This is a genomic window from Dyella sedimenti (genome assembly GCF_022760995.1).
In the GTDB taxonomy this organism is placed as follows: Bacteria; Pseudomonadota; Gammaproteobacteria; order Xanthomonadales; family Rhodanobacteraceae; genus Dyella; species Dyella sedimenti.
Genome location: NZ_JAKWJO010000001.1, coordinates 212256 through 237159 on the forward strand (window position 1 = coordinate 212256; position 24904 = coordinate 237159).

Annotated in this window: 24 protein-coding genes, 1 tRNA gene and 1 riboswitch; of the genes, 17 read left to right on the top strand and 8 right to left on the bottom strand. The window is 66.8% G+C overall.

Features of this window, described 5'->3' with window-relative positions; all coding sequences use genetic code 11:
* Positions 1-116 precede the first annotated feature (116 nt).
* From trmB to MJ605_RS01010, 4 genes are all read right to left on the bottom strand, one after another.
* A complete protein-coding gene (trmB, locus tag MJ605_RS00995; protein WP_243038992.1) occupies positions 117-821 on the bottom strand; it encodes a tRNA (guanosine(46)-N7)-methyltransferase TrmB in 705 nt (234 codons plus the stop codon).
* 121 nt (positions 822-942) lie between these two features.
* Positions 943-1743, bottom strand: a complete 801-nt coding sequence (locus MJ605_RS01000; protein ID WP_243038993.1) for a thiazole synthase — start codon at positions 1741-1743, stop codon at positions 943-945.
* Between the two features lie 58 nt (positions 1744-1801).
* Positions 1802-2002, bottom strand: a complete 201-nt coding sequence (thiS, locus tag MJ605_RS01005) for a sulfur carrier protein ThiS (RefSeq protein ID WP_243038994.1) — start codon at positions 2000-2002, stop codon at positions 1802-1804.
* A 145-nt stretch (positions 2003-2147) separates the two neighbouring features.
* Positions 2148-4241 carry a FecR family protein gene (locus MJ605_RS01010; protein ID WP_243038995.1) on the bottom strand — a complete coding sequence of 698 codons (2094 nt, stop codon included), beginning with the start codon at positions 4239-4241 and terminating at the stop codon, positions 2148-2150.
* Positions 4242-4532: 291 nt separating this feature from the next.
* Between MJ605_RS01010 and MJ605_RS01015 the strand changes: the two genes are divergently transcribed.
* The 6 genes from MJ605_RS01015 to MJ605_RS01040 all read left to right on the top strand — a co-directional run bounded on the left by MJ605_RS01015 (position 4533) and on the right by MJ605_RS01040 (position 8980).
* Positions 4533-4606 (top strand) — tRNA-Gly (locus MJ605_RS01015).
* Between the two features lie 63 nt (positions 4607-4669).
* Positions 4670-5125, top strand: a complete 456-nt coding sequence (locus tag MJ605_RS01020) for an ATP-dependent zinc protease family protein (RefSeq protein WP_243038996.1) — start codon at positions 4670-4672, stop codon at positions 5123-5125.
* Positions 5122-6039, top strand: a complete 918-nt coding sequence (gene rimK / locus MJ605_RS01025; protein WP_243038997.1) for a 30S ribosomal protein S6--L-glutamate ligase — start codon at positions 5122-5124, stop codon at positions 6037-6039. Before MJ605_RS01020 ends, rimK begins: the two co-directional genes overlap by 4 nt.
* 184 nt (positions 6040-6223) lie before the next feature.
* Positions 6224-6709: a hypothetical protein gene (locus MJ605_RS01030; protein WP_243038998.1), complete on the top strand. Its 486-nt coding sequence runs from the start codon at positions 6224-6226 to the stop codon at positions 6707-6709.
* A gap of 305 nt (positions 6710-7014) precedes the next feature.
* Positions 7015-7701 carry a response regulator transcription factor gene (locus MJ605_RS01035; RefSeq protein WP_046972192.1) on the top strand — a complete coding sequence of 229 codons (687 nt, stop codon included), beginning with the start codon at positions 7015-7017 and terminating at the stop codon, positions 7699-7701.
* Positions 7685-8980: a sensor histidine kinase gene (locus tag MJ605_RS01040; RefSeq protein WP_243038999.1), complete on the top strand. Its 1296-nt coding sequence runs from the start codon at positions 7685-7687 to the stop codon at positions 8978-8980. Before MJ605_RS01035 ends, MJ605_RS01040 begins: the two co-directional genes overlap by 17 nt.
* Positions 8981-9028: 48 nt before the next feature.
* On the opposite strand, the gene MJ605_RS01045 is transcribed toward MJ605_RS01040, so the two are convergent.
* From MJ605_RS01045 to metF, 3 genes are all read right to left on the bottom strand, one after another.
* Entirely contained in the window at positions 9029-9946 is a 918-nt protein-coding gene (locus tag MJ605_RS01045; protein ID WP_243039000.1) for a branched-chain amino acid transaminase, read from the bottom strand.
* Between the two features lie 81 nt (positions 9947-10027).
* Entirely contained in the window at positions 10028-10636 is a 609-nt protein-coding gene (locus MJ605_RS01050) for a DUF4124 domain-containing protein (protein ID WP_243039001.1), read from the bottom strand.
* A 28-nt stretch (positions 10637-10664) separates the two neighbouring features.
* Positions 10665-11492, bottom strand: coding sequence for a methylenetetrahydrofolate reductase [NAD(P)H] (gene metF, locus MJ605_RS01055; protein WP_243039002.1), 828 nt, complete (start codon positions 11490-11492; stop codon positions 10665-10667).
* 218 nt (positions 11493-11710) lie between these two features.
* On the opposite strand from metF, the gene ccoN reads away from it, so the two are divergent.
* From ccoN to MJ605_RS01105, 10 genes are read left to right on the top strand one after another with little or no spacing between them, the layout of a single operon-like run.
* On the top strand, positions 11711-13156 hold the full coding sequence (ccoN, locus tag MJ605_RS01060) for a cytochrome-c oxidase, cbb3-type subunit I (RefSeq protein WP_243039003.1): 1446 nt from the start codon (positions 11711-11713) through the stop codon (positions 13154-13156).
* A gap of 10 nt (positions 13157-13166) precedes the next feature.
* Positions 13167-13808, top strand: coding sequence for a cytochrome-c oxidase, cbb3-type subunit II (gene ccoO / locus MJ605_RS01065; protein ID WP_243039004.1), 642 nt, complete (start codon positions 13167-13169; stop codon positions 13806-13808).
* 1 nt (position 13809) lies between these two features.
* Positions 13810-13950: a cbb3-type cytochrome oxidase subunit 3 gene (locus MJ605_RS01070; protein WP_243039005.1), complete on the top strand. Its 141-nt coding sequence runs from the start codon at positions 13810-13812 to the stop codon at positions 13948-13950.
* Positions 13947-14879 carry a cytochrome-c oxidase, cbb3-type subunit III gene (gene ccoP / locus MJ605_RS01075; RefSeq protein ID WP_243039006.1) on the top strand — a complete coding sequence of 311 codons (933 nt, stop codon included), beginning with the start codon at positions 13947-13949 and terminating at the stop codon, positions 14877-14879. The genes MJ605_RS01070 and ccoP overlap by 4 nt, the downstream gene beginning before the upstream one ends.
* Positions 14879-15190, top strand: coding sequence for a hypothetical protein (locus MJ605_RS01080; protein ID WP_243039007.1), 312 nt, complete (start codon positions 14879-14881; stop codon positions 15188-15190). Before ccoP ends, MJ605_RS01080 begins: the two co-directional genes overlap by 1 nt.
* Positions 15187-16740 carry a 4Fe-4S dicluster domain-containing protein gene (locus MJ605_RS01085; protein WP_243039008.1) on the top strand — a complete coding sequence of 518 codons (1554 nt, stop codon included), beginning with the start codon at positions 15187-15189 and terminating at the stop codon, positions 16738-16740. The genes MJ605_RS01080 and MJ605_RS01085 overlap by 4 nt, the downstream gene beginning before the upstream one ends.
* On the top strand, positions 16737-17222 hold the full coding sequence (locus tag MJ605_RS01090) for a hypothetical protein (protein WP_243039009.1): 486 nt from the start codon (positions 16737-16739) through the stop codon (positions 17220-17222). Before MJ605_RS01085 ends, MJ605_RS01090 begins: the two co-directional genes overlap by 4 nt.
* Positions 17223-17224: 2 nt before the next feature.
* Entirely contained in the window at positions 17225-19633 is a 2409-nt protein-coding gene (locus tag MJ605_RS01095; protein WP_279237354.1) for a heavy metal translocating P-type ATPase, read from the top strand.
* Complete coding sequence (gene ccoS / locus MJ605_RS01100; protein ID WP_243039011.1) at positions 19630-19806, top strand: cbb3-type cytochrome oxidase assembly protein CcoS; 177 nt, start codon at positions 19630-19632, stop codon at positions 19804-19806. Before MJ605_RS01095 ends, ccoS begins: the two co-directional genes overlap by 4 nt.
* Positions 19799-20521, top strand: a complete 723-nt coding sequence (locus MJ605_RS01105; protein ID WP_243039012.1) for a sulfite exporter TauE/SafE family protein — start codon at positions 19799-19801, stop codon at positions 20519-20521. The genes ccoS and MJ605_RS01105 overlap by 8 nt, the downstream gene beginning before the upstream one ends.
* Positions 20522-20624: 103 nt before the next feature.
* Here MJ605_RS01105 and ahcY read toward each other — a convergent pair whose 3' ends face one another.
* Positions 20625-22058, bottom strand: coding sequence for an adenosylhomocysteinase (gene ahcY, locus MJ605_RS01110; protein WP_243039013.1), 1434 nt, complete (start codon positions 22056-22058; stop codon positions 20625-20627).
* Positions 22059-22095: 37 nt separating this feature from the next.
* Positions 22096-22185: riboswitch (S-adenosyl-L-homocysteine riboswitch) on the bottom strand.
* Positions 22186-22332: 147 nt separating this feature from the next.
* Here ahcY and MJ605_RS01115 point away from each other — a divergent pair.
* The gene (locus MJ605_RS01115) at positions 22333-24834 is read left to right on the top strand and encodes a S9 family peptidase (RefSeq protein ID WP_243039014.1); all 2502 of its coding nucleotides are present in this window, start codon (positions 22333-22335) and stop codon (positions 24832-24834) included.
* The last annotated feature ends 70 nt before the right edge of the window (positions 24835-24904 follow it).

Here is a 24904-nt window from a genome sequence, read left to right on the forward strand (position 1 = left end):
GCGGGCTGGTGAACCGTATCCGCATTACGGGGCATGGATGCCGGCAAGGCGTTGTGGCAGGAGTCCTCTCCGTCATTCCGGCCTGCGCCGGAATGACGGCAGTGATGGGCGTGGCCCTAGGCCTTGCGATACAGCAGATCCCACACACCATGGCCCAGCCTCAGCCCACGGCGTTCGAAATGGGTCTCGATGCGCCATGCCGGCTTTTCCGCACATTGGCCGGGACCGATGGCATTGCGCCATGCAGGGGCGGATTCCATTACTTCCAGCATGTGCTCGGCGTAGGGCTGCCAGTCAGTGGCCAGGTGCAGCAGGCCGTTGGGCGCCATGCGCGAGGCGAGCAGGGCGACGAAGTCGGGTTGGATGATGCGGCGCTTGTTGTGGCGCTTCTTGTGCCAGGGGTCCGGGAACCAGATGCGCGCCTCGGTTAGGGCGCCCTCGGGGATTTCGCGCTCCAGCACTTCCACCGCGTCGTGCTTGTAGAGCCGTACGTTTGCCGCATCGCGCGCGGCCAGCGCGTTCATCAGGCGGCCCACGCCGGGGCCATGCACTTCCACGCCGATGAAGTCGCGTGCCAGGTCGTGCTCGCTGGCCCAGGCCAGCGCCTCGCCGTTGCCGAAGCCGATTTCCAGCACCAGTGGCGCCGTGCGGCCGAACCGCGCCGCGTAGTCCTGCGCGGTGCCGGTGTAGTCGATGCCGAAGCGGGTCCAGTGTTCGTCGAAGGCGCGCTGTTGCGCCGGCGTCATGCGGCCCTCGCGCAGCACGAAGCTGCGGATGCGGCGCAGGTACTCGGGCTGGTTGGCGTCGTCGTGGTGAGTCATGGCGATTCCGTAAACGTAGCGTGCTCCCTCCCCTGCGGGCAGGGGAGGGTTGGGGGCGTTACCCCCCTCCCAGTCTCCCCCTGCGTGGCAGGGGGAGGAGCGAAGATCCAGGCTGAGGCAATCAGCCGATGGTGCCGTCGATCGGACTCGATGCCGAGGCGAAGCGCTTGCGCGGAATCCGGCCGGCCTTGAAGGCGGCGCGCCCGGCCTGGATGGCCAGCTTCATCGCATGGGCCATCAGCACCGGATCGCGGGCACCGGCGATGGCGGTATTCATCAGTACGCCGTCGCAGCCCAGTTCCATCGCGATGGAAGCATCGGAGGCCGTGCCCACGCCGGCATCGACGATGATCGGCACCTTGGCGTTCTCGATGATTTCCAGCAGGTTGTAGCGGTTCTGTATCCCCAGGCCCGAGCCGATCGGCGCGGCCAGCGGCATCACCGCCACGCAGCCGATCTCCTCCAGGCGCTTGGCCAGGATCGGGTCGTCGCTGGTATAGACCATCACGTCGAAGCCGTCCGCCACCAGGGTTTCGGCCGCCTTGAGCGTCTCCACCACATCAGGAAACAGGGTGCGCTGGTCGCCCAGCACTTCCAGCTTGACCAGCGTGTGGCCGTCCAGCAGCTCGCGGGCGAGCTTGCAGGTGCGCACCGCATCAACCGCGTTGTAGCAGCCGGCGGTGTTGGGCAGCAGGGTGAACTCCTCGGGCGGCAATGCATCCAGTAGGCTGGGCTGACTGGCGTCCTGGCCGATGTTCACGCGGCGGATCGCCACCGTGACGATGTCGGCCCCGGCGGCCTGGGTCGCGCGGCGGGTCTCGTCGAAGTCCTTGTACTTGCCGGTACCGGTGAGCAGGCGCGAGCCGTAGCTCTTGCCGGCAATGACGAGGGGATCGGCGGAATCGTATGTCTTGGTATTCATCATGACGTCTTGAACGGCTGGCGGCATCGGGGCAATGGCGCGGGATGAGGGAAGCGGCTCAGCCGCCGCCGATGGCGTGGACGATCTCGACCTGGTCGCCCTCGGCTAGCGTATGGCTGGCATGCAGGCTGCGCGGGACAATCTCGCGGTTCACTTCCACGGCCACGCGCTTGGCGCCATAACCGGCTTCCTGCAGCAATTGGATGATGGTCGTGGCGGGCGCGCAGTCGCGCGGGCTGCCATTGAGCGTGATGTGCATCCGCTTATTCTAGCCCGCCAGGGCATGAATACCGGTATGCGTCTGCCTGAACGCTGGCGGGACGGGCTCTTCGCCCCGCGCGGCGGTCGACGGGCACATAGGCGCCGAAACGAGGAAGGCCCGGCATGGCCGGGCCTTCCTCGTTTCAAGGGTGCTGCTGCTCTTCCCGGCGAGGCGGCGGTGCGGGGTGGTGTTCCTCGTGGCCCTGCGGCTCGCGCTGGCCACCGTTAGGCGGCGGGTTGGCGCGTGGCGGCTGGTATCCGCCGCGCGGCGGCTCATAGCCATTGCGCGGCGGCTCATAGCCCCGCTGCGGTCCCTGGTAACCCTGACCCTGAGGCTGCTGCGGTACCACCCGTTGGGGTGGCTGGGCATAGCGCGGCTCTTGCGCGCCAGACGGCGCGCGCTCGAAGCGCGGCGTACTGGGCAGGGTGTTCTGCGACGATGGCGGCTGCGATCGCATGCGGGCGGCGCGATCCTCGGCCGCATTGGGGATGTAGCTCACTCCTGGACGCGGCTGGTTGTCGGTGGCCGGACGCTCGGCGGGGGCGGCGCGCTCGATGACCGGCTGGGGCCGTGCGAAGCGGGCCGATGGCAACTCACCCGGGCGCATCGCTGCCGACTCGTTGCCGCGTACCGGCGATTGCACGCCCGGCGCCGACGCGGCGCGCTCGCCGGTCGGGGAGGGCATGGCCCGCGCGGCGTTCCCGGGCCGGCCGCTGGGGCCGGTGGCATTGAGCATGCGCACGTTGGTCGGCCCCTGGAAGCTGGCGCGCGGAGCGCTGGCCACGCCGGCGGCCCGGTTCGCGAAGGGCGCGGCGGGAACGCTGCGCGCCACCACCTCGCGCTGGAACCCGCCTGCCGGAAGGTTGCGCAGGTTGGCCGGGCGCGGCGGCGCGAAGCTGGCCTGCTGGGGCCGGATATCGATGCCGCGCGGCGCCACGGGCGCGCTGGCGAAACGATGGGGATCGACCGCCACCATGTGGCGCTGCGCGTCGCGCGCCGCTACGAAGTCATGACCGGCCATGGCCGTGAACGCCCGCGGCACGTCGCGGTTGGCGAAGCGTTCGTTGGGCATCGCGCGGCCATCGTGGAAATAGCGGTAGTGGTCGTCGATGGCGCGGATCATCTCCGCGCGGTCGTGGCGCAGGTAGATATTGCTGATGTTGACGTTGGTGTAATAGCCGCGGCTGACGCGGTACCAGGGGTTGTAGATCTCCCCCGGCCCCAGCGGGAACCAGCCGATCGGCCCGCTGCCGATGGAAACGCTGAAGCCGGGGCCGCCGACGAAGGCCACCAGGGCCGGCGCATAGACCGGGCGCACCCCGATCGGGCCCGGCACCCAGCCCCAGCGGCCGCGGATATGGGCCCAGCGGCCATAGTGGTAGGGCGCGAAGCCCCAAGGAGCATCGTCCACCCAGCTCCAGCCCCACGGACCGACATAGGCCCAGTGGCCGGTGCGGTAGGGCGCCCAGTCCACGCCGACGGCGGCCGGGTACCAGACCTGGCCGTAGTCCGTATCGGGCTCCCAGTTGCCGTACTGGTCCAGGTCCTGGGCGCCGACGACGTCGGGCGAGACGTACTGGCTCGACGCCGTTTGCGCATAGCGCTGGTCGCGGCTGCTGCACCAGGCGTCGAAATCGTCGCCGCCGCTGATGTCGCTGATCGTCACCTCGTTGAGCGAGGCGTCGGCGACCTCGTAGCTGCGCCCGCCCGTCACCAGGCGCTGCGCGCCGCCTTCGCCGTAGATCGTGGCGCGCCCGTCGAAATCGGTGATGCGGGTGGACTTGCCATCCTCGCTGATGTCCACCCGATATGTGCCGGGCTGGTCCACCACCAGGGCCAGCGTGGGCGTATCGATCTCATAGCTCTGGCCATCGGCGAGGTTCCGCACCGACAGGTTGAGGGTGCCCTGGGTCAGCTCGACCTGGGTGAGCTGGTCGTTCAAGGTGAGGAAGCCGGCATCCGAATCGTCCGCCATGCGCAGCGTGCCGTCGCCGAGTTCCAGTTCGGCGCGCGCCCCGTTGCCGGTGGACAGGCGGTCGCCGGTGGTCAGCGGGCGGTTGAGGCTGGCATCGCCCCAGTCCTTCTCGCCCGCCGGCAGCAGGCCCACGTCGCCCGCGCGATAGGACAGGCGCGCCACGCGCGAAGGGGGATCGCCCGCCGCGGCGCCATCGTCCACCGGCGGTTGGGTTTGCGCCTGCGCAAGGAAGCTGGCGCAGGCAAGCAGGGCCACCGCCATCCATCGCCGACTCCTGGGCAACATCAGGGGAGCAGAAAGCACATGCATCGAATTCTCCGAAGCAGGGCGCGAGGGCGTCGCGCGAACCTAAGGTTTCCATCCGCAAGAACGCGCAACAGCGGCGGATGATGACGCGTGCATTATGTGGGCGGCGGGTCCGACATCGGCAAGAATCCGCCGGGACTCGCGCCGTTGACGATTCAGCCGGCCGCCATGTCCGGTTCATGCCGGGTTCCACCGTGCGGGGCGGTTCCAAAAGCCCGGGGTCCCGGGTTACCATCGCCCGGCGTTGCGGGTGTAGCTCAATGGTAGAGCTGTAGCTTCCCAAGCTACTGACGAGGGTTCGATTCCCTTCACCCGCTCCACTCCCTAGCCCCCGACCCCTCTCCCGAGTTCCCTTTCACGTAACCCTGCGGCGTGCGCTGATTATGGCGGATGTGATTACCCTCGGCTGGCGGGAGCGTCTGGCGTTGCCGCGGCTCGGCATTCCCCAGCTCAAGGCCAAGCTCGACACCGGGGCGCGCAGCAGTTCCCTGCACGTGGATGCGTTGGAGAGCTTCGAGCGCGATGGCCAGACGTGGCTGCGTTTCGCCGTCAGCATCGGCGGCCGGCATCGCACCGGCGTCGCCTGCGAGACGCCGGCGCTCGACCGGCGCGCGGTGACCGATACCGGCGGCCGGCAGACCCTGCGCTGGTTCATCCGCACCCAGGTCCTGCTGGCCGGGCAGCACTTCGAGGTCGACATGAATCTGACCGATCGGCGCCATATGCTGTTCCCCATGTTGCTGGGACGCACGGCGTTGCAGGGCCGTTTCGCGGTCGATCCCGGTCTCTCCTACACACAGCCACGGCCACTGGCGGCCGGGTGGACCGGTGCTCCATGAAGATAGCCATCCTGTCGCGCAACACTCGCCTGTATTCCACGCAGCGCCTGGTCGACGTGGCGCGCGAACGCGGCCATGTGGTGCGAGTGCTCGATCCGTTGCGCTGCTACGTGCGCATCGCGCCCGGCAACATGTCGATCCGCTACAAGGGCAAGGCCCTGCGCGGCATCGATGCGGTGATTCCGCGCATCGGCGTCACCAGCACGTTCTACGGCACGGCCGTGCTGCGGCAACTGGAGATGATGGGGATCTACACGCCCAATTCCTCCGACGCGGTGCTGCGCGCGCGCGACAAGCTGCGTTGCCTGCAGATCCTCGCCGCCAAGGGCCTGGACATGCCGGTAACCGTGTTTGGCGACAACCCCGACGACACCGCCGACGTGCTGGCCATGCTGGGCGATCCGCCGCACGTCATCAAGCTCAACGAGGGCAGCCAGGGCAGCGGCGTGGTGCTGGCGGAGAAGAAAAGCGCCTCACAGAGCGTGATCGAGGCGTTCCGCGGGCTCTATGCCAATTTCCTGGTGCAGGAGTTCATCGGCGAGGCGAAGGGCAGCGACCTGCGCTGCTTCGTGGTGGGCAAGAAGGTGGTGGCCGCCATGCAGCGCGACGCGAGCCCAGGTGACTTCCGCTCCAACCTGCATCGTGGCGGCACCGCCAGCACGGCGACGCTGAGCGCGGAAGAGCGGCGTATCGCGGTGCAGGCCGCCGCGGCGCTTGGCCTGGGCGTGGCCGGCGTGGACATGCTGCGGTCCAGGCGTGGCCCCTTGATCCTGGAAGTGAACGCATCGCCGGGCCTGGAGGGCATCGAAGCCACCACCGGCGTGGACGTGGCCGGGGCGATCATCGGCTTGCTGGAATCGGAAACCGAGAACACGAAAAGCGCCACGCGCCGGCGTCCCCAGCGCGTGGATTGACGCGCGTGGCCTACCTGTCGGCGGTTGGCGCGTCCTTGCTCAAAAGTTCTCATTAATCATGAGATTGAGGCGTCCCCGCGAACCCGCCAGGCTTTGACCGCCTCGAACGGGCAGGCATACCATGGGCTGTGTTCTGCGGAGCGTGCCTCGGGGTGGGGTACGGCAGACGCCGGGAGGGACATTCATGACACGCAAACTCTGGCTGCCGATGTCGGCGGCGATGCTGGTTCTGCTGCAAGTGGCATCCGTACAGGCCAAGGAAACCAAGCCTGACGTAAAGGCCGAGACGAAGGACGAGTTCGCCGCCGTGGCCGACCGCGTCCGCCAACAGATGGCGCCGGGCGGGCGCTTCGAATTCGTCGACAAGGGCGGGCACGAGACGGTCGATCGCGACTTGGGTGGCATGCAGTCGCTGTACGACAAGTTCGGCACGGTCGATGCGATGGATCAGCCCTCCAAGATCCAGCTGTACAACTACCAGACCGAGGTCAACGCCATCCTCACGCGTGGCGATGCCGACCGCGAGATCTGCGAACAGGTCAAGCCGATGGGATCGAACATTCCCAAGACGATTTGCCGCACCAACCGCGATATCCAGCAAGAAAATGGCCAGGCGCAGCGCTACCTGCAGGACGTCAAACAAGTCCGCAACACCACGGGTGGTCATTGAACTGGCGTGGGGTTAACGCCGAAGTGAGTACGGGTTAACTACCCTCTAACCGCTTCGTCCCTATAAAGGATCCACTGCAATTTGCTTGGCACTTCCACCGCAAGGTCTGGTGACAGCAGATTACGGTATCGGGGCAGTAGCTTGAGCCCAGGCGAACGACGACATGTCGACCCGCCTGGGCTTTTTTCTTGCCTGCTGCTTGCTCGCCGTTCAGCTTACCGCCTGCCCGGCGCCCCTCTCGCGCCGCAAGCTTGTTAAGCTTGGCGCTACAACCGGCCCCTATGCCGGTTGCGTATGGAGGACGCATGCGCGTACTGGTGATCGAAGACAACAGCGATATCGCGACCAACATCGGCGATTATCTTGAAGATCGAGGCCATGTGGTCGATTTCGCGGGTGATGGCGTCACCGGCCTGCACTTGGCTGTCGTGCATGACTTCGACGTGATCGTGCTCGACCTGACCCTGCCCGGCATGGATGGTCTGGACGTAGCGCGCAAGCTGCGCCACGAGGCGCATAAGCAGACGCCGATCCTGATGCTGACCGCGCGCGATGCGCTGGAGCAGAAGCTGACCGGCTTCGAATCGGGCGCCGACGACTACATGACCAAGCCCTTCGCCCTGCAGGAACTGGCCGCCCGCCTTGAAGTGCTGGCGCGCCGAGGCAAGGGCCCGCAGAGCCGCGTGCTCAAGGTGGGCGATCTCACCTACAACCTGGACACGCTCACGGTGACCCGCGAGGGCAAGTCGATCCAGCTCAACCCCATCGGCCTGAAGCTGCTGCAGGCCCTGATGGAAGCGAGCCCCTCAGTGGTGACCCGGCAGGATCTGGAGCAGCGCGTGTGGGGCGAGGAACTGCCCGATAGCGATTCGTTGCGCGTGCATATCCATGGCCTGCGCGCCGCGATCGACAAACCCTTTGACAAGCCGCTGATCCATACGCGGCACGGCATCGGATACCGGATGGTCGAGCCGGATGCAGTCCAGGCGTAAGCTCAGGTTTCGCCTGGTCGTCTCGTTCGCGCTGTTCGGCTTTGGCCTCAGCGCGTTGTTTGCATTTGCGGCACTCAATATCCGCAGCAGGGTCGAAAACCAGCTCATCACGACAAGCCTGCAGGATGAGGTCGATCATCTCAACGAGCAGGTGCTGGCGCATCCGGACCGCGCGCCTTCGTTCGACATCGTCAAGGCGTTCTCGTGGAGCGATCGCACGATCTACAAGGCGCCATTGACATGGCAGAACCTGGATACCGGCGTCCACGACATCTACGAGCCGGGTTCCGACGGGCGCATACACCATTACAAGCTAGCGGTGCGGCGCAAGGACGGCGTGATTACCTTCATGCTGTTCGATGTGTCGCGCGATGAGCTTGGCAAGCAGCAACTGCTTTTCAGCGTCATCGGGGCCGTGTTCGTGTTCGGCCTGCTGTCCCTGGTGCTGGGCTTGTGGCTGTCGCGCAAGGTGCTGAAGCCGGTCAGCGAACTGGCGCGCCGCCTGCGCGATTTCCGCAAGACCGGCAAGGCCGAGCCACTGGCTCCCCATTTTGCCGATGACGAGGTGGGTGAGCTGGCGCTGGCGCTCGATGAGTATTCGCAGCGGCTGACCGCGATGGTCGAGCGCGACCGCGAGTTCAACTCCGACGTCAGCCACGAGCTGCGCACCCCGCTGGCGGTGATCTCCAGCACCACCGAATTGCTGCAAGGTTCGCCCGACCTGACTGACAAGCTGCGCGAGCGCTTGAAGCGCATCGAGCGTGCCTCGCGCCAGGCCACCGAGCTGATCGAGGCGCTGTTGCTGCTGTCGCGCGCCGAACGGCGTGGACCGACGCGAGGCGAGACCACCGAAGTCGCCAAGGTGGCCGCCGACGTGATCGAAAGCCAGCGTCCCCAGATGCGCGACAAGCCGCTCAACGTGGAACTGGTGGTGAAACAGGCGGTCAGCGTCAATGCGCCGGCATCGGTCTTGTCGGTGGCGCTGACCAACCTGATCGGCAACGCGATCAAGTACACGCTCGAAGGCATGGTGACGGTGGAAGTCAGCGCCGACCGCATCGAAGTGATCGATACCGGCCCAGGCATCAAGCCCGAGGATGCCGAGCGCCTGTTCCAGCGCGGCGTGCGCGGCGAGGGTGCGGGCGGCAGCGGCGCCGGGCTGGGCCTGGCCATCGTGCGGCGCCTGTGCGACCTGTACGGTTGGGATGTCTCGATGCGCCCGCGCACCAATATCAACGGCGCCATCGCCAGCCTGGTATTCAAGCCGGCGGGCAGGTGAGCCCCAAACCGGTGGGGCCGGCGCAGGCCGACCCCACTCTGCGCGGCGTCAGAGCGGTTCCAGCCAGCCCCACTGGTCGTTGGTCTTGCCGTTGAACAGGCCGAAGAACAGTTCCTGCAGGCGACGCGTGACGCGACCAGCCTTGCCGTTGCCAATCTGCTTGCCGTCCACCGAGCGGATCGGGGTAATCTCCGCCGCCGTGCCGCACATCAGCAACTCGTCGGCCAGATAGAGATATTCGCGCGGGATGTCGCGCTCGACCACCTCGATGCCGTCCTCGCGCGCCAGCGTCTTGAGCGTATCGCGCGTGATGCCGGTGAGGATCGACGCGCTCGCCGGCGTGGTGTGCAACACCCCATCGAACACCAGGAACAGGTTCTCGCCGGCACCCTCGCTGAGCAGGCCGCTGGCGGCCAGCGCAATGCCCTCGCCGAAGCCCAGGCGGCGCGCCTCGCGCGCGATCAGCTGGCCCGAGAGATAGTTGCCGCCGGCCTTGGCGCCGGCCGGAACGGTGTTGGGCGCGAAGCGCTGCCAACTCGACACGCAGGCGTCGATGCCATTCTCCAGCGCCTCGGGGCCGAGGTAGGGACCCATTGCCCACGCGGCCACGGCCACGTCGATCGGCGTTTCGGCCGACAGGCCGAAGCCGCCAAGGCCGCGGTAGGCCACCGGACGCAGGTAGGCGGCGCTGAGTCCGTTCTTGCGTACCACTTCGCGACACGCGGTGGCCAGCTCATCCTGCGTGTAGGGCAGGGCCATGTCGTAGATCTTGGCGGACTGGTACAGGCGCTTGAGGTGGTCGGTCAGGCGGAAGATCGCCGCGCCGTCGGGCGTGGCATAACTGCGAATGCCCTCGAATACCGAGGACCCGTAGTGCAGCGCGTGCGCCATGACGTGAGTGGTCGCTTCCGGCCAGGGCTTGATCGTGCCGTTCTGCCAGATCCAGTCGGGGTACTGCTGCGCCATGTGGGGTCTCCGGGGGCGGGGAAATCGCACCATGATAACCCGAGGCCATTTTCCGCATGGCGGAAGGCCAGGTTGCCGCGCCTAGTCGGCATCTCGCAGCCACCAGCAGCCAGAGCGCCGCACCATGCCGAAGCGGGTTTCGTGCGATGTGCCGGTACCGCCATCGCCGGCGGTGCGCACGACCAACTGGGAGCGGTTGAAGATGGCGGAAGGAGAGGGTGGCGCAAAGGCATCATCGCCCGGCGGCTGCACCGGAGCGCCCGCGTCGCCAGGCATGGCCGAGTCCGATGGCGCCTCGCCCACTTCCAGCAGCGGTCGCTGCATCAAGGTATCCAGTGAACGGATGTCCGCGACGACGGCATCATGTCCATAGCCGTTCCAAAGCATCAGGCCCGCCAAACGGTTCGGGTTATGGCTGGCGAAGGCTTCCTGCACGCTCCGACGCAATGCATCCACGCTGGCGGCGCACAGCACGGGCGGGGGAGGTGCCGTTGCGGGCACATCCTCCGGGTTGGATCGGGCGTCGGTGGCGGGCGGCGCGACTGCCACGGGCGTGGCCTGCAGCGCGGCGCACGGCTGGTCGGTGAACAGCGGGTTGCCGCCGGGGCCGATGCAGCGATGGATGCCGTCCTGGGCCCGGGCGCCCATCGGCAGCAGCAACAGCAGCCATGTCAGCTGGCGTAGCGTCATCGAGCGAGCTTACGCCCGCCCGCGTGGCTCAACCGTGCAGTCGGTCCAGAACCGCACGCGTGGCCTTGGCGCGGTTCAAGGTATAGAAATGCAAGCCCGGCGCGCCTCCGTCGAGCAGGCGACGGCACATTTGCGCCACCACGTCGGCGCCCAGTTCGCGTATCGACGCGGCGTCGTCGCCGTGCGCCTGCATGCGCCGGGCGATCCAGCGCGGGATTTCCGCGCCGCACGCGTCTGAGAAGCGCTTGAGCTGGGAGAAGTTCGAGATCGGCATGATGCCGGGCACGATCGGGATCTGGACGCCAAACCGCCGCGCGTCGTCGACGAAGCGGAAATAGGCGTCCGCATTGAAGAAATACTGGGTGATCGCGCCATCCGCGCCGGCCTCCACCTTGGCCTTGAAATGGCGCAGGTCGGCCAACGCATCGTCGGCCTGCGGATGGGTTTCCGGATAGGCGGCCACCTCGATGTGGAAATGATCGCCCGAATGCTCGCGGATAAAGCGCACCAGCTCGGCCGCGTAGCGGAAATCGCCCGGCGAGGCCATGCCCGACGGCAGGTCGCCGCGCAGCGCCACGATGCGCCGGTAACCCGCGGTACGGTAGCTGTCCAGCAATTCGGCCAGTTCGGCACGGGTGCCCCCCACGCAGGACAGGTGGGGAGCCACGTTGAGCCCATGTGTCTGGTGCAGGCGCCGCACCGTCTCGCCGGTGTAGCTCAGAGTGGAGCCTCCCGCGCCGAAAGTCACCGACACGTAGTCCGGCGCCAGCGATTTCAGCGACGTCGCGACCTGATCCAACTGCGCCCGCTGTTCATCGGTCTTGGGTGGGAAGAACTCGAAACTGATAGGCGGCATGGCGACAGTCCCTGGGAGGCTAGGCGCCATTATATATATCTCTTTCTCGCGATAAAGAGATATTGACGTACCGGGCTGTTTCCCGGGGCGTTCTCCAGGGCTGCGACAAACCGCTCCGTCCAGCGGCCCAACATCCTTGATCTATGTCAATCGACACTCCAGGGGGCACCCCCAGACTTCCCACCGTTCAGTCAATCTCAAGCCTAGGAGTGGGCCTCATGGTGGGCGTCGAGGGGAGTTACAGCGACAAGGTCATACGGCAATTCGCCGTCATGACCGTAGTGTGGGGCGTGGTAGGCATGCTGGTCGGCGTCATCATCGCCGCCCAGCTGTACTGGCCGGGCCTCGATTTCGACATACCGTGGCTCAGCTACGGCCGCCTGCGTCCACTGCATACCAATGCGGTCATCTTCGCATTCGGTGGCTCGGCGCTGTTCGCCACCAGCCTCTATACGGTGCAGCGTACCTGCCATGTCAGGTTGCTGTCGGACAAGCTGGCCTCGTTCATCTTCTGGGGCTGGCAACTGGTGATCGTGGCCGCGGCCATCACCCTGCCGCTGGGGCTCACCCAAGGCAAGGAATACGCCGAGCTGGAATGGCCGATCGACATCCTCATCACCATCGTCTGGGTGGCCTACGGAGTACTGTTCTTCGGCACCATCGCCAAGCGAAAGGTCAAGCACATCTACGTCGCCAACTGGTTCTATGGCGCGTACATCATCACCATTGCGCTGCTGCACATCGTCAACAACATCGCGATCCCGGCAGGCTGGTTCAAGTCGTACTCGGTCTATTCCGGCTCGGTCGACGCGATGGTGCAGTGGTGGTACGGCCATAACGCGGTGGGCTTTTTCCTCACCACGGCCTTCCTCGGCATGATGTACTACTTCGTGCCTAAGCAGGCCGGCCGCCCCATCTACTCCTACCGCCTGTCGATCGTACACTTCTGGGCGCTGATCGCGGTGTACATGTGGGCCGGCCCGCATCACCTGCAATACACGGCGCTGCCGGACTGGGCGCAGTCGCTGGGCATGGTGTTCTCGCTGGTGCTGCTGGCCCCGTCCTGGGGTGGCGCGATCAACGGCATCCTCACCCTGTCGGGCGTCTGGTACAAGCTGCGTACCGACCCGATCCTGAAGTTCCTCATCGTCTCGCTCTCGTTCTACATGATGAGCACGTTCGAGGGACCGATGATGTCCATCAAGACGGTCAATTCGCTGAGCCACTACACCGACTGGACCATCGGTCACGTGCATTCGGGCGCGCTGGGCTGGGTCGCCATGATCTCGATCGGTTCGATCTACGCCATGCTGCCGCGCCTGCTGAACCTGCCGAAGATGTATTCGACCAAGCTGATCGATACCCACTTCTGGCTGCACACCATCGGCCTGGTCGTCTATATCGCCTCGATGTGGATCGCCGGCGTCATGCAGGGCCTGATGTGGCGCGCCACCGATCCGGAGAACGGCACGCTGGTGTACTCGTTCGTCGAGGCGCTCAACGCCACCAAGCCCTACTACCTGTTCCGCCTGGGCGGTGGCCTGATCGTGTTGTCCGGCATGCTCGTGATGGGCTGGAACGTCTACAAGACCTTCCGCATGAAGGCAGTCAGCACGGCACCCCAGCCGCTGCTCCCGCCCGATGCCGCCGATGCCCGTGCCTGAGGGAACAGACATGAGCCACGCACACGCAAAAATCGAAAAGAACATTGGCCTGATGGCCATCCTCATCGCTGTCGCGGTGTCCTTCGGCGGCCTGGCGGAAATCGTGCCGCTGATGTTCCAGGCCGAGGCGATCAAGCCGCTGCCAGGCATCAAGCCCTATCCCGCGCTGGAACTGGCGGGACGCGACGTCTACATCCGCGAGGGCTGCTACAACTGCCATTCGCAGATGGTGCGCACGCTGCGCTTCGAGACCGAGCGCTATGGCCACTATTCGCTGGCGGGCGAGTCGGTCTACGACCATCCCTTCCAATGGGGCAGCAAGCGTACCGGCCCCGACCTGGCCCGCGTGGGACTGCGCGGCTATTCCGACGACTGGCACCGCGCTCACCTGAACAACCCGCGCGACGTGGTGCCGGAGTCGAACATGCCGGCCTATCCGTGGCTGGCCAAGGCCAAGCTCGATGGCGCCGAGGTGGCGCAACACATGCGCGCTCTCAAGCGCATCGGCGATCCCTACACGGATGCCGATATCGCCGGCGCGCCAGCGGCGGTGGAGGGCAAGACCGAACTCGACGCCGTGATCGCCTACCTGCAGGGACTGGGTACCCATGTCTCGCAGGCGGACATGCAAGTAGCCGAGGGGGCGGAGTGACATGTTGCCAGGCCTGATTACCGCTGCATTGCTGCTGCTTTTTGTCGGAGGCTGCATCTGGCTTTGGCTGCCGTCGCACAAGCCCGCCATGGATGCCGCCGCGCAGATGCCGCTGGACGATGATAAGGAGGAGACGGCATGACTTCCGCATGGACGTGGTACGTAGTTGCCTTGGTGGTGCTCAACCTGCTGGGCTGCCTGTGGCTGCTCAAGGGAAACACCAAGCGCAGCCCGAACGACCCCAAGCCGGACGAGACCGGGCATGTCTGGGACGGCAACCTCACCGAATACAACAAGCCCCTGCCGCGCTGGTGGATCAACTTGTTCTACATCACCATCGTGTTCTCGGTGGGTTACCTCATCTGGTATGGCGTGGGCAACCTCAAGGGCTTCGGGCATTGGAGCTCGAAGTCCGAGTGGGCCATCGACAATGCCGCCGAGGAGGCGCGCCTGGACGATACGCTCAAGCTCTATGCGGGCAAGTCCATCGATGTGCTCGCCAAGGATCCGAATGCGGTATCGATCGGACGCGCGATCTTCATCAATCGCTGCGCGGCCTGCCATGGCTCCGGTGGACATGGCGCGATCGGCTTCCCCGACCTGACTGACGACGTCTGGCATTGGGGCGGCACGCCGAACCGCATCCTGGAGACGATCCAGGAAGGGCGGCAGGCGGCGATGCCGGCCTGGGCCAGCACCCTGACGGCGCAGGGCGGGGCGACGGCGGTGGACGATACCATTGCCTATGTGCTGTCACTGTCGCGTCCTGGCCAGCCGGCGGATGCCGTCGAGCGCGGCGAGAAGCTGTTCGCGGGTATCTGCGTGGCTTGCCATGGCCCGCAGGGCAAGGGTAACCAAGTAGTGGGTGCGCCGGATCTCACCGACAGCTACTGGCTGTACGGCAGCAGCCTGGCATCGCTGCACAAGACGCTGAACGAAGGGCGCCAAGGCACGATGCCTGCCTGGAAGACCATCCTGGGCGATACCCGTACGAGGCTGGTGGGTGCCTACGTGTGGACGCTATCGCCGCACAAGGAGCCGCCGCCGGCTGGCGCGGTAGTGGCCGAATAATGGCCGCCCGGGCCATCAAACCTCCCGAACAGAAGCCGGCGCCTGCATGGCTGCAGTGCGCCGGCGCCATTCTCTGGCCCAGTTTTTTCGTCGCGGGCGTCGTCACGATGGTGTTCTTCGCCTACGTCGATCCCGTGGCCTTGCGTGACATCACCTTTCCCTCCTTGAAGCTGGGCCGCGAGCTTGGCTATTCCCTGGGTTTCTTCCTGATCTGGCTGGCGACGCTGTCGTCCAGCCTGTTTACCTGGATCCTGCTGCGGCCTGGCAGGTCTGCCAGGTGCGGTTCCTCACTCACCAGCAAAGCGCCATGAGTCGTCCCATTCCACTGCATGTCGTCGAGGATGACAGCAGTTCGTACTACGTCAGCGAACGCAAGGTCTATCCGCGCGAGGTATCGGGCCGTTTCAACCGGTTCCGCGTCGCGGCGGTGATCTGGCTGCTCGGCATGTTCTACGTGTTCCCTTGGCTGCACTGGAACGGCAGGCAGGCCGTGTTGCTGGACCTGCCGGCGCGCAAGTTCCATGTCTTCGGCTGGATGTTCCTGCCGCAGGATTTCCTGTTTCTGTCGACCTTGCTGATCATCGCTGCGCTGGCGCTGTTCTTCTTCACTGCCCTGGCGGGGCGCCTGTTCTGCGGCTACGCCTGTCCCCAGACGGTATGGACGGAAGTGTCGCTATGGATCGAGCGCTGGTGCGAGGGCGACCGCAACAAGCGGATGAAGCTCGATGCCGGCCCCTGGACCCGCGAGAAGATCCTGCGCAAGGGATCGCGGCACCTGCTCTGGGCGCTGTTCGCCCTTTGGACCGGCTTCACCTTCGTCGGATTCTTCAGCCCAATCGCCGACCTGGCCGGGCGGACGCCGTTCGACTGGGGTGGCTGGGAGACGTTCTGGATCCTTTTCTATGGCTTCGCCACCTGGGGCAACGCGGGTTTCCTGCGCCAGCAGGTGTGCAAGTACATGTGCCCGTATGCGCGGTTCCAGAGTGCGATGTTCGACCGCAACACGCTGATCATCGCCTACGACCCCATGCGCGGCGAGCCACGCGGCGCGCGCAAGCGTGGATTGGCCAGCGTGCTGGCGCGCACGCGCGGCCTGCTCGACAAGCTTGCCGCCTACGACTACGTGTTCCGCGCCAGCCGTCATCCCTCGGCGGCGGACAACCGGGCCCAGGCGGGCGGCACCATAGCCTTGGCTGGCACGGGCATCGTCGCCGAGCCGCTGCCGCGGTTCCTGCCCGAGCAGCTCGGCGACTGTATCGATTGCACCATCTGCGTGCAGGTCTGTCCCACCGGCATCGATATCCGCAATGGCTTGCAGTACGAGTGCATCGCCTGCGGCGCCTGCATCGACGCCTGCAATGGAGTGATGGACAAGCTCGGCTATCCCCAGGGGCTGATCCGCTATGCCACGCAGAACCAGATCGACGGCAAGGCGACGAGGGTGTTGCGCCCGCGCATCGTCATCTACGGCTGCCTGCTGCTGGTTCTGGTCGGCGGCTGGATGTACGGGGTGACCCATCGCAGTCCGCTGATCGCCGAGGTGCTGCGCGACCGCAACGCGATGTACAGCCAGGATACGGATGGCCGCATCGAGAACAGCTACACCCTCAAGCTGGTGAACAAGGACCAGCAGGTCCACCATTTCGTCATCGACGTGATTGCGCCCGACATGCCGGGTACCAGCCTGCGCAATGGTCCCCGCACCGTGCAGGCGGATAGCGGCGAGGTGTTGTCGGTGCCGATCACCGTGAGCGCATCGCCCGAGGTGACCGGGCGGCACGACGTGAAATTCAGCGTGCGCGGCGTCGACGTGGACGCCGCCATCGACGTCAAGAGCAGTTTCTTTGGACCGATGCCATGAACGAGACACGAAGCACCTGGCGGGAACCCATGGTCTGGATGCTGGTGGGCTTGCCCTTGGCGTCGGTGTTCATAGGCTTCGCCCTGTTGTTCGCGGCGGTGCGCCCGGGCAGGGAGGACATGGACATGACCAGCCATGCCACCCATGTGGGCAAACTGCTGGTGACGGCCAGGCCCAACGCGGCGGCGGCCGATATCGAGACGGAAGGCCTGGTGTTGCGCAGCAAGGGTGACATGATCGAGGCCGTACCCATGGACGGCGACTTCCCCCGGGGCGGCAAGCTGACCTTGACGCTTACCTCTTCCGACCCTGCAGTGGGCGCGCGTACCTACCAGCTCAGTCCCAGCGAGCTTGGCTGGCGCGGGGTGGGGCCGGTGGACGGCCAACATGAATGGACGGTGCAACTGGCTCCCGAGGGCGCGGCCTGGCTGCTGCATGGACACTGGACGGCGAACGCGCGCTCCATCCGACTGATGCCGTAGCCATGGATCGCGCCGTCGACCTCGCGGGACAGGCCGCTCTGCATGCCTGCTATCACTGCGGGGAGTCCTTGCCCGACGCCCCCGTGGTGATGGTCATCGACGGCGTTGGCCAGGGATTCTGCTGCCAGGGATGCGTGGCGGCTGCACAATGGATCCGTGCCTCGGATCTGGGCGACTATTATCGGCTGCGCAGCGCCAGTGGTTCGCGGGTGGAGGTTGGGCAGGCCGATTTCGGCGGCTGGGATCGCGACGATCTCCTGAGGGAGCATGCCTTGCCGGTTGCCGGTGGGCTTGAGATGACGCTGCTGACCGATGGCATGCGCTGTGCGGCCTGTGCCTGGCTGATCGATCGGGCCCTGCAACGGGTGCCGGGCGTGTTCGACGTGACCGCCAACGCGGTGACGGGGCGGATCCGCATCGGCTGGGACCCCGCCACGGTGCGTTTGTCGGAGGTGCTTGGGCAACTGGCCATGCTGGGCTACCGGCCTTACCTGGCGGCAGGCGCCGCGCGCGAGCGCGAGCGGGTGATGGAACACCGGCGCTGGCTGCTGCGTCTGGGCGTCGCGGGGCTGGGCGCCATGCAGACCATGATGTTCTCCGAAGCCCTCTACCTGGACTTCCACCACCACATGGCCTGGGCGACGCGCGACTTCTTCCGCTGGGTCACCTTGCTGGTATGCACGCCGGTGGTGTTCTATGCCGGCTGGCCTTTCCTCGCCGGCTGCTGGCGCGAGGTACGGCAGCGGCACCTGGGCATGGATACGCTGGTGGCGAGCTCCACGCTGCTGGCCTATCTCGCCAGTGCGGTGGAGACGATGCGGGGTGGGCCCCACGTGTGGTTCGACGCCGCGGCGATGTTCGTCTTCCTGCTGCTGGGTGCGAGGATGCTGGAACAGCGGGTGCGTCGCATCGCCAGCTCGCAGGTCGATACCCTGGCGCGGGCACGGCCGACGCTGGCGGTGCGCGAGCGGGGCGACGGCAGTCGCGAGTCGGTGCCGCTGACGGCGCTGCGGGTCGGCGACGTGGCCTGCGTGGCGATCGGCGAGGCGGTGCCGGCGGACGGCGTATTGCTGGATGCGCAGGCCATGTTCGAGGAGGCCCTGCTCACCGGCGAATCGTATCCCGTGGGCAAGACGCAGGGAGCGGCGGTCTATGCCGGCACGCTGTGCCGGGAAATGCCGGCACGCATCGAAATCACCCAGGTGGGCAGCGCCACGCGCCTGTCGCAGCTGACGCGCCTGGTGGAGCAGGCACAGGCGCACCGGCCGCCGCTGGCGCGCATGGCCGACCGTATCGGCAGCTGGTTCGTGGCGTCCCTGCTGGTAGCGGCGGTGGCGGTCTATATCGGGTGGCGCATCCATGAGCCGGCACGCGCTTTCGAGGTCATGCTGTCATTGCTGGTGATCAGTTGCCCGTGCGCGCTCTCGCTGGCGGTGCCCGCCGCCCTGGCGGCCTCCCATGGCGCCCTGGCGCGGCTGGGTGTGCTGCCGTTGCGCGCGGAAGGGCTCGACAGCCTGGCGCGGGCAACGGACATCGTCTTTGACAAGACCGGCACCCTGACCCGGGTACAGCCAGAGCTTGCCGGCGTGCAGGTGTTCGGCGACATGACGCCGGAACGGGCAAGGGCGATTGCCTCCGCCCTGGAGAGGGACAGCCGGCATCCGATCGCCGCGGCCTTCGCGCTGAAGGAGGCAGGGATCGAGGCGACCGACGTCCGCGTGCATGGCGGCCGCGGCTTGAGCGGACAAGTCGAGGGCCGGATCTGGCGCCTCGGGCACGCACCATTCGTGGCCCAGCGGGAAGACGACGGGCAGTTGTGGCTGGGCGACGGTGAACATGCCGCCGCGCGCTTCGTCTTGCGCGAGACGCTGCGCCCGGATGCGCACGCCGCGGTGGAATCGCTGCGCCGGCTCGGCCTGCGGATCCACCTGGCCAGCGGCGACGCGATGGAGGCCGTGCAGCGCCTGATGAACCAGCTGGATATTGGCGAGGCGCATGCCCGGCAGACTTCGGAGGACAAGCTGGCCCTGGTGCGCGGCCTGCAGGATCAGGGCCGCATCGTGGCGATGGTGGGCGATGGGCTGAACGACGCGCCGGTACTGGCGGGCGCGGACGTCTCCCTGGCCATGGGCGAGGGCGCTCCGCTGGCGCAGCGGGCCGCCGACATGGTGCTCACCGCGCCGTCGCTGCTGCGCCTTCCCGCGGCGGTCCGGCTGGCGCGCCGGACACGGCGCATCATCCAGCAGAACTTCGCCTGGGCCGTCGGCTACAACCTGCTGGCCCTGCCGTTGGCGATCCTGGGGCAAGCCACGCCCTCGCTCGCGGCGCTGGGTATGGCGGCGTCCTCGCTGATCGTCACCACCAATGCGCTGCGCTTGATGCGGCGGACCTCCAAGGTGGCGTCGCCATGATCATCCTGCTGATGCTCGTTCCGTTGAGCTTGATGCTGCTGGCGGTGGCCATCGGCGCGTTCGTATGGGCCGTGCGCAAGGGACAGTTCGACGACATGGACACGCCGGCGCTGGACATCCTCAGCGACGATGCGCCGCCCGCGGCCACGGGCGAGGAGCCGCGCCATGGTTAACGGGCTGGCGCTGTCCGCGGTGTTCCTGACCGGGTTGCTGGGCGGCGTGCACTGCGCGGCGATGTGCGGCGGTATTGCCACCGGGTTTTCATCGTGGTCCACCCGGATGGGACGAGGTGGTGCCCTGCAGCTCAATCTCGGGCGCGTAGCCGGCTATGTGCTGGCGGGCGCGGTGGTGGGCGGGCTGGGCGATGGCGTGCTGCGGCTGTTCGAACTCGATGGGCTGGCGGTCGCCATGCGCATGGCGGTGGGACTGGTGCTGGTGATGATGGCGCTGCGCCTGCTGGACCGGCGCGGCCGGCTCGGCTTCCTGGCGCGCCCGGGCGCGAAGCTATGGACATGGCTGCAGCCCTTGCACCGGCGCCTGTTGCCGGCCAACACGATGAGGCGCCGGCTGGCCGCGGGCATGCTGTGGGGATGGTTGCCGTGCGGCTTGAGCACCACCGTGCTGGCCGCCGCCTGGCTGTCGGCGAATGCGCTCGACGGCGGCCTCATCATGGCGGCGTTCGGGCTGGGCACCTTGCCGGTGATGCTGCCCCTGACCTGGTCGGGGGCGCGCGTGGGCCGCTGGCTGCAGCAACCGGGGCCGCGACGCGGTACGGCCTTGTTCGTGTTGTGCGCGGGCGTGCTGACCCTGTCGGCGCCCTGGCTGATGCATGTGCCGGCCCTGCATGGCGTGCTGGGAATGCTGGGATGCGATCCCGGGATGCGATAGGGCGGGAGAGATAGTCGCGCACAGGGTGCGCTCCCACGGTGAGCCAGCATGATGAAAAAGGGCCGCCCTGGGGCGGCCCTTTGCACTGGCCGGTTGGCCAGGCTCAGTAGCGGTAGTGCTCCGGCTTGTACGGGCCGTCGACCGGCACGCCGATGTAGGCGGCCTGTTCGGGGGTGAGGCGGGTCAGCTTCACGCCGATCTGCTCCAGGTGCAGGCGGGCCACTTCCTCGTCCAGCTTCTTGGGCAGGCGGTAGACCTTCTTGTCGTAGAAGTCCTTGTTCGCCCACAGGTCGAGCTGGGCCAGCGTCTGGTTGGAGAAGCTGTTGGACATCACGAAGCTCGGGTGGCCATGGGCGCAGCCCAGGTTGACCAGGCGCCCCTCGGCGAGCATGTAGATGCTGCGGCCCGTCTTGGAGAAGGTATAGCGGTCCACCTGCGGCTTGATGGTTTCGCGGGTCACGCCCTCGGCCGCGTTGAGGCGATCCATCTGGATCTCGTTGTCGAAGTGGCCGATGTTGCACACCAGGGCATTGTTCTTCATCGCCGCCATGTGCTCGAGCGTGATGATGTCCTTGTTGCCGGTGGTGGTGACGTAGATGTCGCCCAGCCCCAGGGTCTCTTCCACGGTGGTGACCTGGAAGCCTTCCATCGCGGCCTGCAGGGCGTTGATCGGATCGATCTCGGTGACGATCACGCGGGCGCCGAAGCCCTTGAGCGAGTGCGCGCAGCCCTTGCCCACGTCGCCGTAGCCGCACACCACGGCGACCTTGCCGGCCACCATCAGGTCGGTGGCGCGCTTGATGCCGTCGGCCAGCGACTCGCGGCAGCCGTAGAGGTTGTCGAACTTCGACTTGGTGACCGAATCGTTGACGTTGATCGCCGGCACCAGCAGCTTGCCGCTCTCGGCCAGCTGGTAGAGGCGGTGCACGCCGGTGGTGGTTTCCTCGGAGACACCCTTCCAGTCGGCGGCGACCTTCTTGAACCAGCCCGGGCGCTCGGCGGCGGTGCGCTTGACCAGGTCCTTGATGACCTGTTCCTCATGGTTGCCGCTCGGGGTGTTGACCCAGTCGCTGCCTTCCTCCAGTTCCACGCCCTTGTGGATGAACAGGGTGGCGTCGCCGCCATCGTCCACGATCAGCTGCGGGCCCAGCTCGCCCGGATGGGTGAGCATGTCCAGCGTGCACTGCCAGTATTCCTCCAGCGTCTCGCCCTTCCAGGCGAACACCGGCAGGCCGCCGGCGGCCAGCGCGGCGGCCACGTCGTCCTGGGTGGAGAAGATGTTGCACGAGGCCCAGCGCACCGAGGCGCCCAGCTCGCGCAGGGTCTCGGCCAGCACGGCGGTTTCCTTGGTGCAATGCAGGGAGCCCGACAGGCGCACGCCCTTGAGCGGCTTCTCCTTGGCGTAGCGGGCGCGGATCTGCATCAGGCCGGGCATTTCCTCTTCCGCCATGCGGATGCGGCGGCGGCCGAGGTCGGCGAGGGAGATGTCGCGGACCTTGTAGTCCTGTTGGGCGGGATCTTTGGTGACTGCGTTCATGGCTTGGCTCCGGGTGTTGCGGCCGTGGGGCCGCATCGTTGACCGGGCGCCGTTTTGCGGGAAAGGCCGCCGAGCCTGGCCGGATGGTGCGGATGATGCACGGCCGGTCGCAGCGCCCCTCGACGGGATTCGCGATTATAGCGGCAGGCGCCGCCGGTGTTGCCTGGGATAGGTTCCCCCCGGTAAGCGATTCCATCCATGACTGATGGCGCAGGCCGCCGGCCCGCCGTGCGGGTATGGTCGTAAATTCATGCGACCACGGTGCCTGCGACCCATGAAGCTCCCGTTTCGACGCCTTGTCCTCATTGTCCTGTGGCTCGCCATGCCGCCGCTGGCGGTCCAGGCGCAGCTGGCGCCCGCCGCGGCATCCGCTCCCGCTGCCCGGGGCTACAGGCTCCCGCCCAAGCCGCTGCAGGCGGTGGTGGACGCGCCACGGCCACCGCAGCTGTCGATCAGCCCGCATCGCGACCTGCTGGCCCTGATCCAGACGCCGGCGCTGCCGGGCATCCACGTGGTCGCGCAGCCGGAGTTGAAGCTGGCGGGGCTGCGCATCCATCCGAGCGTTCACGCGCAAAGCCGCTTTTCCTTCGGCAGTGACCTGTGGCTGATGGAGGTTGCCAGCGGCAAGGAGATTCGCCTGAAAGGCCTGCCGTCGCCCTTGTCCATCGCCAGTTCCAGCTGGTCGCCGGACCAGCGCTATCTCGCCTTCAACCAGGTCGATGTCACGCAAGGGCGCAACGAATTGTGGGTGGTGGACATAGCCTCGTGCACGGCGCGGCGACTGACCGCGCTGCCGTTGAACACGGTGGCGGGGCGCGGCTACCGCTGGATGCCGGACAGCCGGCAATTGCTGGTGCAGTTGCAGCCCGAAGGGCAGGGCGAGGCGCCCGTGGCCAGCGGTATTCCCACCGGGCCGAATGTCCAGCAGACCCAGGCCGGCCATGGCGTGAAGGCGATCCGCACCTACCAGGACCTGCTGCGCGACGAGGGCGATGCCCGCCTGTTCGAGTACTACCTGCGTTCGCAGACGGCGCTGGTGGACCTGGACGGCAAGGCCACGCCGCTGGGCGAACCCGATCTCACGCTGTCGGTCAGCCCGTCGCCGGACGGCCGGTACCTGCTGCGCGAACGGGTGGAACGGCCGTTCTCCTATCTGGTGCCGGTAGGCAGCTTCCCGCGCCGCATCGAGGTACTGGACCGCGACGGCAGGCAGGTGAAGGAGATCGCCCGTCTGCCACTGGTCGAGGGCTTGCCCACCGGCAACGATGCGGTACCGACCGGTGTGCGCGATATCGAATGGCGTGCCGACGCGCCCGCCACCTTGGTCTGGGCCGAGGCGCAAGATGGCGGCGATCCGGCACGGCAGGCGTCCGTGCGCGACCTCGTGCTCATGCAGGCCGCGCCGTTCGGGCAAGCGCCGGTGACGCTGGCGCGGCTGGGCAGCCGTTATGCCGGCATCGACTGGGGCACCGGCGAACTGGCGCTGGTGCGGGAGTACTGGTGGAAGACGCGCCAGGTGAAGGAGTGGCGCGTGGCGCCCGACCATCCGGACCAGGCGCCGGCACTGGTCCACGACGGGTCGTCCGAGGACCGCTACAAGGCGCCGGGTACACCGGCCACCGCGCCGGACGAGCATGGCGAGGTGCGGCTGCTGCTTGCCGCCGACGGCCAGAGCATCTACCGCCTGGGCGAAGGTGCCTCGCCGGAGGGCGATCGTCCCTTCATCGACAGGGTCAACCTCGCCACCGGGCAGACCACGCGCCTGTTCCATTCGCAGGCGCCGTACTACGAGGCGCCGCAGGTGCTGCTGGACAACGAGGGCAAGCGCGCGCTGATCTCGCGCGAGTCGCCGACCGAGCCGACCAACTACTACGTGGATGATCTGGGCACGCACGGCAAGCTGCGTGCCCTGACCCGCTTCCCCGATCCGCTGCCGCAGCTCAAGGGCGTGAAGAAAGAGCAGATCCGTTACCGGCGCAAGGACGGCGTGGAACTGACCGCCACCCTGTACCTGCCGCCGGACTACGACCCGAAGAAGGACGGCCCGCGCCCGATGCTGATGTGGGCCTATCCCACCGAATTCAAATCGGCCGACGCCGCCAGCCAGGTCAAGGATTCGCCGTACCGCTTCAACCGCATCGGCTACTGGGGGCCGCAGGCCTTCCTGGCCATGGGCTATACCGTGCTGGACAACTTTTCGGTGCCGATCGTGGGCGAGGGCAGCAAGGAGCCCAACGACACCTATATCCCGCAGCTGGTGGCCAGCGCCGAGGCGGCGGTGGACGAAGTGGTGCGCCGCGGCGTGGCCGACCGCGACCGCATCGCGGTGGGCGGGCATTCCTACGGCGCCTTCATGACCGCCAACCTGCTGGCCCATACCCGCCTGTTCAAGGCGGGCATCGCGCGCAGCGGCGCCTACAACCGCACGCTGACGCCGTTCGGCTTCCAGTCGGAGGAGCGCAATTTCTGGCAGGCGCAGGACGTGTACCTGGCGATGTCGCCATTCGACTATGCCGACCACATCAAGGACGCGCTGTTGATGATCCACGGCGAGCAGGACAATAACTCCGGTACCTTCCCGATCCAGAGTGAGCGCCTGTACGCGGCCATCAAGGGCCTGGGCGGCACCGCGCGGCTGGTGATGCTGCCGAACGAGGCGCACGCCTACCGGGCGCGCGAATCGATCATGCAGATGCTGGCCGAGATGAACGACTGGCTGGCAACCTACCTGAAGCCGCCGCGGACGGAGGCAGGCGCGGCGGCGGGAGCGCATTGAATCCAGGAGCCGCCGTCATATCCGGCCGACACCGGGATGACGGCAGGCGGTGACGCCGTCGCCGCGATCT

Coding starts and splice junctions, on each gene's coding strand:
- MJ605_RS01035 (WP_046972192.1), top strand. CDS start 7,015: ATGCGCGTACTGGTGATCGAAGACAACAGCGATATCGCGACCAACATC.
- MJ605_RS01040 (WP_243038999.1), top strand. CDS start 7,685: ATGCAGTCCAGGCGTAAGCTCAGGTTTCGCCTGGTCGTCTCGTTCGCG.
- MJ605_RS01020 (WP_243038996.1), top strand. CDS start 4,670: ATGGCGGATGTGATTACCCTCGGCTGGCGGGAGCGTCTGGCGTTGCCG.
- MJ605_RS01105 (WP_243039012.1), top strand. CDS start 19,799: ATGGTTAACGGGCTGGCGCTGTCCGCGGTGTTCCTGACCGGGTTGCTG.
- MJ605_RS01030 (WP_243038998.1), top strand. CDS start 6,224: ATGACACGCAAACTCTGGCTGCCGATGTCGGCGGCGATGCTGGTTCTG.
- MJ605_RS01050 (WP_243039001.1), bottom strand. CDS start 10,636: ATGACGCTACGCCAGCTGACATGGCTGCTGTTGCTGCTGCCGATGGGC.
- MJ605_RS01070 (WP_243039005.1), top strand. CDS start 13,810: ATGTTGCCAGGCCTGATTACCGCTGCATTGCTGCTGCTTTTTGTCGGA.
- ccoN (WP_243039003.1), top strand. CDS start 11,711: ATGGTGGGCGTCGAGGGGAGTTACAGCGACAAGGTCATACGGCAATTC.
- metF (WP_243039002.1), bottom strand. CDS start 11,492: ATGCCGCCTATCAGTTTCGAGTTCTTCCCACCCAAGACCGATGAACAG.
- ccoO (WP_243039004.1), top strand. CDS start 13,167: ATGAGCCACGCACACGCAAAAATCGAAAAGAACATTGGCCTGATGGCC.
- thiS (WP_243038994.1), bottom strand. CDS start 2,002: ATGCACATCACGCTCAATGGCAGCCCGCGCGACTGCGCGCCCGCCACG.
- ccoS (WP_243039011.1), top strand. CDS start 19,630: ATGATCATCCTGCTGATGCTCGTTCCGTTGAGCTTGATGCTGCTGGCG.
- MJ605_RS01115 (WP_243039014.1), top strand. CDS start 22,333: ATGAAGCTCCCGTTTCGACGCCTTGTCCTCATTGTCCTGTGGCTCGCC.
- MJ605_RS01085 (WP_243039008.1), top strand. CDS start 15,187: ATGAGTCGTCCCATTCCACTGCATGTCGTCGAGGATGACAGCAGTTCG.
- trmB (WP_243038992.1), bottom strand. CDS start 821: ATGACTCACCACGACGACGCCAACCAGCCCGAGTACCTGCGCCGCATC.
- MJ605_RS01045 (WP_243039000.1), bottom strand. CDS start 9,946: ATGGCGCAGCAGTACCCCGACTGGATCTGGCAGAACGGCACGATCAAG.
- MJ605_RS01010 (WP_243038995.1), bottom strand. CDS start 4,241: ATGGCGGTGGCCCTGCTTGCCTGCGCCAGCTTCCTTGCGCAGGCGCAA.
- ccoP (WP_243039006.1), top strand. CDS start 13,947: ATGACTTCCGCATGGACGTGGTACGTAGTTGCCTTGGTGGTGCTCAAC.
- rimK (WP_243038997.1), top strand. CDS start 5,122: ATGAAGATAGCCATCCTGTCGCGCAACACTCGCCTGTATTCCACGCAG.
- MJ605_RS01090 (WP_243039009.1), top strand. CDS start 16,737: ATGAACGAGACACGAAGCACCTGGCGGGAACCCATGGTCTGGATGCTG.
- ahcY (WP_243039013.1), bottom strand. CDS start 22,058: ATGAACGCAGTCACCAAAGATCCCGCCCAACAGGACTACAAGGTCCGC.
- MJ605_RS01000 (WP_243038993.1), bottom strand. CDS start 1,743: ATGAATACCAAGACATACGATTCCGCCGATCCCCTCGTCATTGCCGGC.
- MJ605_RS01080 (WP_243039007.1), top strand. CDS start 14,879: ATGGCCGCCCGGGCCATCAAACCTCCCGAACAGAAGCCGGCGCCTGCA.
- MJ605_RS01095 (WP_279237354.1), top strand. CDS start 17,225: ATGGATCGCGCCGTCGACCTCGCGGGACAGGCCGCTCTGCATGCCTGC.